The organism is Pseudarthrobacter leeuwenhoeki, assembly GCF_055412885.1.
This window is the reverse complement of sequence record NZ_JBVAYY010000007.1, coordinates 57734-67024: the sequence shown is the minus strand read 5'-3', so window position 1 is coordinate 67024 and position 9291 is coordinate 57734. Positions and strand designations below refer to the sequence as shown.

Below are 9291 nucleotides of genomic sequence, written 5' to 3'. Positions count from 1 at the left end.
GGTCCAGCGTCGCGGTGTCCAGGCCGCCTTTGGGCGCGGACGAGGCAGGGTCAGTGGCTTCCGGCGCGGAGGACTCGGGGGTGGTCATGCTCAGGCCTTCGCTTTCGGGGCGGCGGGGGCGCCGGGCGTCTGCACTTTGATCTCGCCGCGGGCCGCTTTGCCTCCGATATCGGTGCGGAACTGGCCGCCCTCCAGCTGGACCAGCTCGACGCCGTCGTACGCCCGTTCCCGGGCCTCCACCAGGTCCGTGCCGAGCGCCACCACGGCCAGGACCCGCCCGCCGGCGGAGACCACCTTGCCTTCGTCGTCGAGCCTGGTGCCGGCATGGATCACATGGACGCCCTCGACGGACTCGGCTTTCTTGAGCCCCCGGATGCGGTCGCCGGTGCGCGGCGTGTCCGGGTAGTTTTCAGCGGCGACGACGACGGCGACCGCGGTTTCCTTCGACCAGCGCAGCGGCTGGGCCTTGTCCAGTTCGCCCTTGGCGGCCGCCATCAGCAGCCCGCCGAGGGGGGTCTTGAGGCGGGCGAGGACGGCCTGGGTTTCCGGGTCGCCGAAGCGGACGTTGAATTCGATCACGCGGGTGCCGCGGGAGGTCAGGGCCAAGCCGACGAACAGGACACCGACGAACGGGGTGCCGCGGTGCGCCATCTGGTTGACCGTGGGCTGGGCGACCCGGTCGAGGACTTCCTGGACCAGGCCTTCGGGGGCCCATTCCAGCGGGGTGTAGGCGCCCATGCCGCCGGTGTTGGGGCCTTCGTCGTTGTCGAAGATCCGCTTGAAGTCCTGCGCCGGGGAGAGCGCGACGGTGTTGAGGCCGTCGCAGAGGACGAAGACCGAGACTTCGGGGCCGTCGAGGAATTCCTCGATCACCACCGTGCCGCCGGCAGCGAAGCAGCTCTGCGCGTGCGCCAGCGCCTCGTCCCGGTTGTTGGTGACGACCACGCCCTTGCCTGCGGCAAGCCCGTCGTCCTTGACCACGTAGGGAACCCCGAAGGTGTCGAGCGCGTCGGCGGCTTCCTCGGCGTTGGACGCCACCCGGGCCATGGCGGTGGGGACACCGGCCTCGGCCATGACCTCCTTCGCGAAGGCCTTGGAGGCTTCGAGCTGGGCCGCGGCCTTGCTGGGCCCGAACACCGGGATGCCTGCGGCGCGGACGGCGTCGGACACTCCGGCGGCAAGCGGCGCCTCGGGGCCGACCACCACAAGGTCAACGGTGAGCCTGGCGGCGAGGGCCGCGACGGCGTCGGGATCGTTCGCGTCGACGGCGTGTGTGGGGACCAGCTGGCTGATGCCGGCGTTGCCCGGGGCCGCATGGACCTCGGACACGTTCGGGTCGGCAAGCAAGGATCGGACAATGGCGTGTTCGCGGCCGCCGGGGCCGATGACTAGTACCTTCACAGTTCCCAAGGGTACTTTGTGGACCCGGCAGGCTCCTAAGCCGCGACCCCCACGGGGACATGCCCAGTCCCGGCCGCGCCCGCTGGACATAATGCCAGCATGCCCATCCCTGCGCCCGAAGGGAGGGCATGTCCCACGGGGTTGCGCCGCCCCGGCGGACAATCCGCGGCCCGGGCTGCTCCGAAGACCCAGTATGGACAAACCCAGCACGCAGAGGCCCCGGGCGGAAGAACTCAGGATAGAGAAGCCCGCACGGAAGCGGCCCGGCCAACACTCAGCCTCGAAGCGGCTGGGCCGTCCGAGCGTCCTTGCCGCGATGGCCGGGATCGCGGCGGCCGCCGTCGTCCTGTCCGTTGCCGAGCTGATCGGCGCATTCTTCACGGCGCGGGCGACGCCGGTGATTGCCCTCGGCTCGACCTTCATCGACTTCACGCCGTCGTGGCTGAAGGATTTCGCGATCGCCACCTTCGGCACCAATGACAAGCTCGCCCTGTTCGTTGGCATGGCCGTGACCATCCTGCTGCTTGCCTGCGTCCTGGGCATCGTGGCGTACCGGAAGTGGGCGCTCGGCGTCGCCGGTGTGCTGCTGATGGGCGCGGTGATCGTGGCGGCCGTCGTGACGCGGTCCGGGGTGGAGCCGCTGGATGCGATTCCCACGGTGGTCGGCACCGTGGCCGGACTCATCGCGCTCCGTTTCCTCATCACGAGGCTGTGGCGGATGCAGCAGTGGCCGGACCTGGACTCGGACCTGGCCGCCAAGGATCCGGACCGTCCCGCCACGAGCCGCCGCGCCTTCTTCGCCGCGACCGGCGTCACCGCCGCGGCCTCAGCCATCGCCGCGACCGGCGGACGCCTGCTCAGCGCGGCCCGCAGCAACGTGGCCCAGGCCCGCGAGTCCCTCCAGCTTCCCGCGGCGGCGAAACCGGCCCCCGCGGTCCCCGCCGGAGTGCAGTCCACGGCGCCCGGGGTCACGCCGTGGCTGACGCCCAACAACGACTTTTACCGCATTGACACCGCCCTGAGTGTGCCCGAAATCGACGCCCAGGACTGGGAGCTGCGCGTCCACGGCCTCGTGGACCGGGAAATCCGGCTCACCTTCCAGGACCTGCTCGACGCGGACCTGATCGAATCCCACGTCTCCCTGACCTGTGTGTCCAACCCGGTCGGCGGGAACCTGGCCGGCAACGCCAAATGGCTGGGCATGCCCATCCGCGACGTCCTCAAAATGGCCGGGCCCCAGGACGGCGCGGACATGGTGCTCTCCACCTCAATCGATGGCTTCAGCGCCTCCACTCCGCTCGAGGTCCTCCAGGACGACCGGGACGCCATGCTGGCGTTCGGCATGAACGGGGAAGCGCTCCCGCTCGAACACGGGTATCCGGTGCGCATGGTCGTCCCCGGCCTGTACGGCTTCGTCTCCGCCACCAAATGGGTGGTGGATCTGGAAGTCACCCGCTTCGCGGACAGCAAGGCCTACTGGACGCAGCGCGGCTGGTCCGAGCGCGGCCCCATCAAGACCATGGCCCGGGTGGAAGTCCCCAAGTCCTTCGCGAAGGTTCCGGCCGGGCGGGTCGCGATCGGCGGCACCGCCTGGGCCCAGACGCGGGGCATCACCAAGGTTGAGGTGCAGATCGACAACGGGCCCTGGACCGAGGCCGTACTCTCGACTGAGGCGTCCGTCGTGACGTGGCGGCAGTGGTCCTTCGACTGGGAAGCCACACCGGGCCCGCACTACATCAAGGCCCGCGCCACCGACGGAACCGGCGAGGTCCAGACGGACCAGCGCGCGGATCCGGTGCCCGACGGCGCCTCCGGCTGGCAGTCGCTGATGGTGACCGTGGAATAACCGGGTATTACCGCCGGGCACCATAGACTTGCTGCATGCCCCTGACTTCGCATGCCACCTTCACCGTCGAGTCCGCCGTCGAACTGGCCGTCGTTGAACGCAGCGGCTTCGTGGAGTCCCGGCACATCGGCTCCGCCGTCCTCGTTGCCGGGGACGGCACCGTCGTCACCGAGCTGGGCGACATCACCACCCCGATCTACGCCAGGTCCACGCTCAAGCCCCTCCAGGCCCTCGCATCCATGCAGTCCGGAGTGCCTCTGCGCGGCGTGCAGGCAGCGATTGCCTGCGGCAGCCACGTCGGCTCACTGGACCACATGGACGTCGTCGAGGGCATGCTCAAGGCCGCCGGCGTCAAGGAAGAGCAGCTCCAGTGCCCGGCAGCCTGGCCGGAGGACGAGTCCGCCAGGAACTGGCTGGTCCAGGCCGGGCGGGGCAAGTCCAAGCTCGCTTTCAACTGCTCCGGAAAGCACGCCGCGTTTCTCTGGGCCTGCACCGAAAACGGCTGGGACACCAACAGCTACCTCGAACCCAACCACCCGCTGCAGCAGCGCATCCGCTCCGTCATCGAGGAGTACTGCGGCGAAAGCATCGCCCACCTCGGCATCGACGGCTGCGGCGCGCCCGTGGCCGCTGTCTCCCTGACCGGGCTGGCCCGGGCCTTTTCCACGCTGGCCAAGGCCCCCGGCGACAAGCACTCCAACGCCCGTGCCGCCACGATCGCGACGTCGATGCTGGACTACCCGTGGGCGGTGCAGGGCAAGGGCGAATCCAACACGATCGTCATGGACGACCTCGGCATCCTCGCCAAGATCGGCGCCGAGGGCGTGCTGGTGATGGCCACCCCCACGGGCGCCTCCGTCGCCATCAAGATCCTCGACGGCAGCATCCGGGCCACCACGCTCGTTGGCCTGACCCTCCTGGCAGCGGCCGGCGCCGTCGACGTCCCGGAAGTGGCCAGTGTCCTGGACAAGGTGGTCCCGCCCGTACTCGGCGGCGGGCGGCCCGTGGGCAGGATCCGCCTGGGCCACGCCGTGTCGGCGCTGCTCGACTGACCATGGCTGTAGCCCGACGCCGTATCGCCCTCGACGAGGGCCGCGCCGCCCTCGCAGCGTGGCAGGCAGCCAGCGCCCCCGGGCCGGACGCCGCGGCTCCCGCCAGCCCCGAAGCCGGCACCCCGGTCCCCCGCAGCACGCTGGCGACGGCGGTGCGCTACTCCCTCGAGGAGGTCACCGCCCGGGCGCCCGGGAATTCAGTGGAGGTGCGCGTCCCGCCGTTCGGCGTCACGCAGTGTGTGGAGGGCCCCCGGCATACCCGCGGCACTCCCCCGAACGTCATTGAGTGCGACGCCGCCACCTGGCTGGCGATGGTCAGCGGGCAGGTGAGCTGGGCGGACGCCGTCGATGCCGGCCGGGTGGCCGCCTCCGGGCTGCGCGCCGACCTGTCCGGCCTGCTGCCGCTGTAGACGGACTGCTGCCACTGCAGGCGGGCCGCGCCCTACCCGCGTCCGATGAACGGCATCCCTGCCGCGGTGATCACGAGGGATCCGATGCTGGCGGAGGGCGGCATCCCGGCCATCAGCAGCACCGCACGCGCGGCGTCCTCGACCGGGAAGGTCGGCTCCACGCGGCTGCTGCCGTCGGCCTGGACCGCGCCGGAGCCGACGCCGATCGTGTCCATCAGTTCCGTGGCCGTGTTGCCGATGTCGATCTGCCCGCAGCTGATGCCGAAGCCGCGGCCGTCGAGTTCGATGCTTTTCGTCAGCCCGGTCATGGCGTGTTTGGTGACGGTGTAGGCGACCGTCCGGGGCCGGGGTGAATGTGCGGCGATCGAGCCGTTGTTGATGATCCGCCCGCCCTGGGGGGACTGCGCCTTCATGGCCCGGACGGCGGCAGCGGCGCACAGCATGGAGCCGGTCAGGTTTACCGCCAGGGTGGCATCCCAGTCCGCGAGGCTGATCTCGTCCACGGAGGCGGCCGGGCCGAACACGCCGGCATTGTTGAAGAGCATGTCCACGCGTCCCCACCGCTCGAGCGCGGCGGCGAAAAGCCGCTCGACGTCGTCGGGCACGGTGACATCGCAGGGGACGGCGAGTGCCTGGGCATGGCCGGCCCCGGTCTCAAGGAGTTGCGCTTCCCGCCGGCCGGCCAGCACCACCCGGTACCCGTCCGCGAGCATGAGCCGGGCGACCGCACGGCCGACCCCCGAGCCTGCGCCGGTAACTACTGCCACTCGGCCGGGCAGATGCTGTCGTGTCATCCGGACAGCGTATGCCCAGATGCTGCACCGGGACAGTGTTCCGTACCAACATTGCGGCGAAATGTCACCTGGCGAAGTGCCGGCCGGCGAGGACGCCGGACCAGAATGCGAGTGTCAACAGTCCGAGACCGGCCAGCACGGCGCCGGCCCATTTCTCCGCATCCATGACCAACAGGCCCGGGGCGGCAATGGTCTGCTGGGACAGCGGGGCATACGCGAACCAGCCGAGCTCCTCCTGCCGCACCGGCAGCGACAGGAAGAGAGCCCCCGCTGCCAGCAGGACCGCGCCCAGAAGCGGCACCGCGAGCCAGGCCAGCCGCCTCAGCCGGGACGGCCCGGATTCCCTGTCCCCGGATGGATTCATGGAGACACTGTAACCGCTGGCCAGGGGCGGCGCCCATGCCGACCGAGCGGTGGATGCTCGCCATCGGCACGACATAACCGGCCTGCTGGAACCTCGGCCAACAGGCCAGGGTGTGCAGGTACGCGGAGTCGACCACGGCGCCGTCGACGTCGAACAGAACGGTCGCCTGGCGCCGGCCGCGGGACGGGGCGGCGGTCAGGCGGTCTGCGGGGCCACGGCGGAGGAGACTGTCGGGATTCTCATCAGTGGTGTGTGCGTGCCCGTTTTCCGGCTGCCAGCGAGCCGCCGGACAAGGAGGTTCCCCGGCCGGCGCCTCCGGCGGTCCTCCTCGAAACCCTGGACAGTGGCCCCGCGGACACGGCCTGCCCGCCGGCGCTGCGGTCCCGGACGAGCCCTGTGCCGGCGATTTCGCGGGCCTGGGCGATCCCGGCCACAGCTGCCCGCTTTGTGGGAAACGTGACTGAAATTCCCATCAGGCTTCCTGCTCCGTCAAGCATCCGGATCCGGTAGCCGCCGTCGGGCGCGTCCACGAGCTCGAAATATCCAGCCATTGCACACTCCTTTAATCCTTCACCCCACGCTGGGGTATTAGTAAGTATACTTATCTATGGTCTGGCTGAAAACCCTGCCCCGCTCACTTGGGAGCGGGCGCGTGCGCGTGCAGCGGCCCGGATCACCGCTCCGGGCCCGGTGAGTCGCTGCGGCGCACACCGTCCTCGTGCAGTTCCAGGGCGCTCATTACGAGAGCGAAATGGCTGAACGCCTGGGGCGTATTTCCCAGCTGCCGTCCGGCCTCGATGCTCCATTCCTCGCTGAGGAGTCCGACGTCGTTGCGCAGCGCCAGCAGCCGCTCGAACAGTTCCCGCGCCTCGTGGTGCCGGCCCGCCCCCAGGAGCGCCTCGACCAGCCAGAACGAACAGGCGAGGAACACGCCCTCCCCGCCGGGCAGCCCGTCGTCGCATTCTTCGGGCTTGTAGCGGCGCAGGAGGCCATCGTGGGTCAGTTCCCGCTGGACGGCATCTATCGTGCCGATCACGCGCGGGTCATCCGGGGCCAGGAATCCGACGCGCGGGATAAGCAGCAGGCTCGCGTCGAGCTCCGGCCGCCCGTAGGACTGCACGAAGGTGTTCCTTTCGGTATCGAACCCCCTGGCCATGATGTCGGCGCGGATGGTGTCCCGGAGCTCCTCCCAGCGGTCAGCGGGGCCGGCCAGGCCGAAGTCCCGGACGCCCTTCACCATACGGTCGGCCGCCACCCACGCCATCACCTTGGAGTGGGTGAAGTGCCTTCGGGGTCCGCGCATCTCCCAGAGCCCGTTGTCGGGCCGGTCCCAGACCGTCTCCAGGTGCTCCATCAGGGCGAGCTGCACGTCCCAGGATTCGTCGGTGCTTTTGAGCAGCGAATTCCGGGTCAGGGACAGACAGTCCAGCACCTCGCCCCAGACGTCGAGCTGGAGCTGCCCGGCCGCGCCATTGCCGGTCCGGACGGGGGCGGAATTCTCATATCCCCGCAACCAGGGGAGCTCCACCTCGGGGAGGCGGCGCTCGCCATGGATGCCGTACATGATCTGAAGGTCCTTGGGGTCTCCGGCCACTGCCCGCAGCAGCCAGTCGCGCCAGGAGGCGGCCTCCTCCGTGTACCCGGCCGCGAGCAGCGCCTGGAGCGTCAGGGTGGCGTCACGGAGCCAGCAGAATCGGTAGTCCCAGTTCCGTTCGCCGCCGAGCTCCTCCGGCAGGGAGGTGGTCACGGCCGCCACTATCCCTCCGGTCGGGTCGAACGTGAGGGCTTTCAAGGTGATCAGCGAGCGCTGCACGGCCGAGCGGTAGGGCCCGGTGACCGCGCACTTGGCAGACCAGCGCCGCCAGAACTCCTCAGTCGATGCCAGGACCCGTTCCGGGTCCACGGCGCGGGGACGGTCCAGATGGCTCGGCGCCCAGGTCAGCACGAACGGCACGCGTTCCCCCTCCTTGACGGTGAAGTCGCTGATGGTCCGCAGGCGCTCGCCCCGGAGCGGCGCCTGTGTCACGAGGTACGCGGCATCGGGACCGGCGATCGCGTGGATCCCGTGATCGTCGTGGCGGACCCACGGGACAATGTGGCCGTAGTCGAAACGCAGGACCAGTTCGCCGCGCATTCTGACCGTTCCGGAGATGCCCACGACGATCCGGACGATGTCCGCCACCGCGTCACGCGGCGGCATGAAGTCGATGACCTTGACCTTTCCGGAGGGCGTCTCCCATTCGGTTTCCAGGATGAGCGTGCCCTTGCGGTAGTGCCGTCGTGTGCATTCACCGCCGCCCTCCGGCGCCAGCAGCCAGCGCCCGGCCCGGGGAGTGTCCAGCAGGGCGTTGAAGCAGGCCGGCGAGTCGAAGCGGGGCAGGCAGAGCCAATCGATCGAACCCTCGGTGCTGATCAGGGCCGCGGTGTGCAGATCGCCGACCAGTGCGTAATCTTCAATGCGAGCCATGGATCTTACAGTGCCACACCGGTTTCCCCGGGACTAGGATCCATGGATGCTGAAACGGAACTTCGGAACAACGTCCCTGTAGCTTTAGGCGCTCGGATTCGGCCGGGCACATCGGCTCTGCCGGCCGGGAAAGGGGATAGCGGAATGGACCACGGCGCAACCCGGCATGGACCAGTGCACATCGGCACCAGCGGCTGGAGCTATGACCACTGGGAGAACGTGCTCTACCCGCCGGGGCTGCCGGCGCGGGAGCGGCTGGCGCACTACGCGGCGCGCTTCACAACGGTGGAACTCAACGCCAGCTTCTACCGGTGGCCCCGGGACACGTCGTTCGCCAGCTGGCGCCGGCGGCTTCCGCAGGGATTCCTGCTGTCCGTCAAGGCCCCCCGCGGATTGACGCACGGGAAGAAGCTCTACGCCCCGGAGGTCTGGATCGAGCGGATCGCCCGGTGCTGGCATGAACTCGGCGATAAACGGGCGGTGCTGCTGGTCCAGCTGCCGCCGGGTTTCGCCCGGGACGACGCGCGGTTGGAGTACTTCCTGTCGGCGCTGCCGGACTGGATCCGGGTCAGCGTGGAATTCCGCCACCCGAGCTGGGACGCGCCGGAGGTCTACACGCTGCTGGAAAGGCATGGCGCCGCCTACTGCATCATGAGCGGCGCCGGACTGCCGTGCGTCCTGCGGGCCACCGCACCTTTCGTCTACGTCCGGCTGCATGGCCCGGACCGGGAGCACCTCTACGGCGGTTCCTACTCGGACGACGAACTGCGCTGGTGGGCGGACCGGATCCGCGAATGGCAGGCGGCCGGCAAGGAGGTCTTCGTGTATTTCAACAACGACGGCGGCGGGAACGCCGTGCGTAACGCCATGGTGCTGAGAGATGTTCTGGGCGGCGCCTGAACCGTGGCGTTTCCGGACACGGTCCGCGGCTGGACGGACCCTTGTGGGAGAGTGGAG

9 protein-coding genes are annotated in these 9291 nt (G+C 69.5%); 4 read left to right on the top strand and 5 right to left on the bottom strand.

Annotation, left to right across the window (positions count from 1 at the left end; genetic code table 11):
* Window positions 1-90 precede the first annotated feature (90 nt).
* On the bottom strand, window positions 91-1401 hold the full coding sequence (purD, locus tag ACZYX4_RS07670; RefSeq protein ID WP_463874899.1) for a phosphoribosylamine--glycine ligase: 1311 nt from the start codon (window positions 1399-1401) through the stop codon (window positions 91-93).
* Window positions 1402-1717: 316 nt separating this feature from the next.
* Here purD and ACZYX4_RS07665 point away from each other — a divergent pair, with 316 nt between their 5' ends.
* From ACZYX4_RS07665 to ACZYX4_RS07655, 3 genes are read left to right on the top strand one after another with little or no spacing between them, the layout of a single operon-like run.
* Window positions 1718-3247, top strand: a complete 1530-nt coding sequence (locus tag ACZYX4_RS07665; protein ID WP_463875070.1) for a molybdopterin-dependent oxidoreductase — start codon at window positions 1718-1720, stop codon at window positions 3245-3247.
* Between the two features lie 35 nt (window positions 3248-3282).
* Window positions 3283-4299, top strand: a complete 1017-nt coding sequence (locus ACZYX4_RS07660) for an asparaginase (protein WP_463874898.1) — start codon at window positions 3283-3285, stop codon at window positions 4297-4299.
* 2 nt (window positions 4300-4301) lie between these two features.
* A complete protein-coding gene (locus ACZYX4_RS07655; protein WP_463874897.1) occupies window positions 4302-4709 on the top strand; it encodes a sterol carrier family protein in 408 nt (135 codons plus the stop codon).
* A gap of 32 nt (window positions 4710-4741) precedes the next feature.
* On the opposite strand, the gene ACZYX4_RS07650 is transcribed toward ACZYX4_RS07655, so the two are convergent.
* The 4 genes from ACZYX4_RS07650 to ACZYX4_RS07635 form a co-directional block, all read right to left on the bottom strand.
* Window positions 4742-5503, bottom strand: a complete 762-nt coding sequence (locus ACZYX4_RS07650) for an SDR family oxidoreductase (protein WP_463874896.1) — start codon at window positions 5501-5503, stop codon at window positions 4742-4744.
* Window positions 5504-5567: 64 nt separating this feature from the next.
* On the bottom strand, window positions 5568-5867 hold the full coding sequence (locus tag ACZYX4_RS07645) for a hypothetical protein (RefSeq protein WP_463874895.1): 300 nt from the start codon (window positions 5865-5867) through the stop codon (window positions 5568-5570).
* Between the two features lie 242 nt (window positions 5868-6109).
* Window positions 6110-6418: a YegP family protein gene (locus tag ACZYX4_RS07640; protein ID WP_463874893.1), complete on the bottom strand. Its 309-nt coding sequence runs from the start codon at window positions 6416-6418 to the stop codon at window positions 6110-6112.
* A gap of 122 nt (window positions 6419-6540) precedes the next feature.
* Window positions 6541-8334 (bottom strand): glycoside hydrolase family 15 protein, encoded by a 1794-nt coding sequence (locus ACZYX4_RS07635; protein ID WP_463874892.1) that lies wholly within the window; start codon window positions 8332-8334, stop codon window positions 6541-6543.
* A gap of 144 nt (window positions 8335-8478) precedes the next feature.
* Here ACZYX4_RS07635 and ACZYX4_RS07630 point away from each other — a divergent pair, with 144 nt between their 5' ends.
* The gene (locus ACZYX4_RS07630) at window positions 8479-9234 is read left to right on the top strand and encodes a DUF72 domain-containing protein (protein ID WP_463874891.1); all 756 of its coding nucleotides are present in this window, start codon (window positions 8479-8481) and stop codon (window positions 9232-9234) included.
* Window positions 9235-9291 lie beyond the last annotated feature (57 nt).

Excerpts from the sequence above, each read along its gene's own strand:
- ACZYX4_RS07630 (WP_463874891.1), top strand. The coding sequence starts at position 8,479 with ATGGACCACGGCGCAACCCGGCATGGACCAGTGCACATCGGCACCAGC.
- ACZYX4_RS07665 (WP_463875070.1), top strand. The coding sequence starts at position 1,718 with ATGGCCGGGATCGCGGCGGCCGCCGTCGTCCTGTCCGTTGCCGAGCTG.
- ACZYX4_RS07635 (WP_463874892.1), bottom strand. The coding sequence starts at position 8,334 with ATGGCTCGCATTGAAGATTACGCACTGGTCGGCGATCTGCACACCGCG.
- ACZYX4_RS07645 (WP_463874895.1), bottom strand. The coding sequence starts at position 5,867 with ATGAATCCATCCGGGGACAGGGAATCCGGGCCGTCCCGGCTGAGGCGG.
- ACZYX4_RS07655 (WP_463874897.1), top strand. The coding sequence starts at position 4,302 with ATGGCTGTAGCCCGACGCCGTATCGCCCTCGACGAGGGCCGCGCCGCC.
- ACZYX4_RS07640 (WP_463874893.1), bottom strand. The coding sequence starts at position 6,418 with ATGGCTGGATATTTCGAGCTCGTGGACGCGCCCGACGGCGGCTACCGG.
- ACZYX4_RS07660 (WP_463874898.1), top strand. The coding sequence starts at position 3,283 with ATGCCCCTGACTTCGCATGCCACCTTCACCGTCGAGTCCGCCGTCGAA.
- ACZYX4_RS07650 (WP_463874896.1), bottom strand. The coding sequence starts at position 5,503 with ATGACACGACAGCATCTGCCCGGCCGAGTGGCAGTAGTTACCGGCGCA.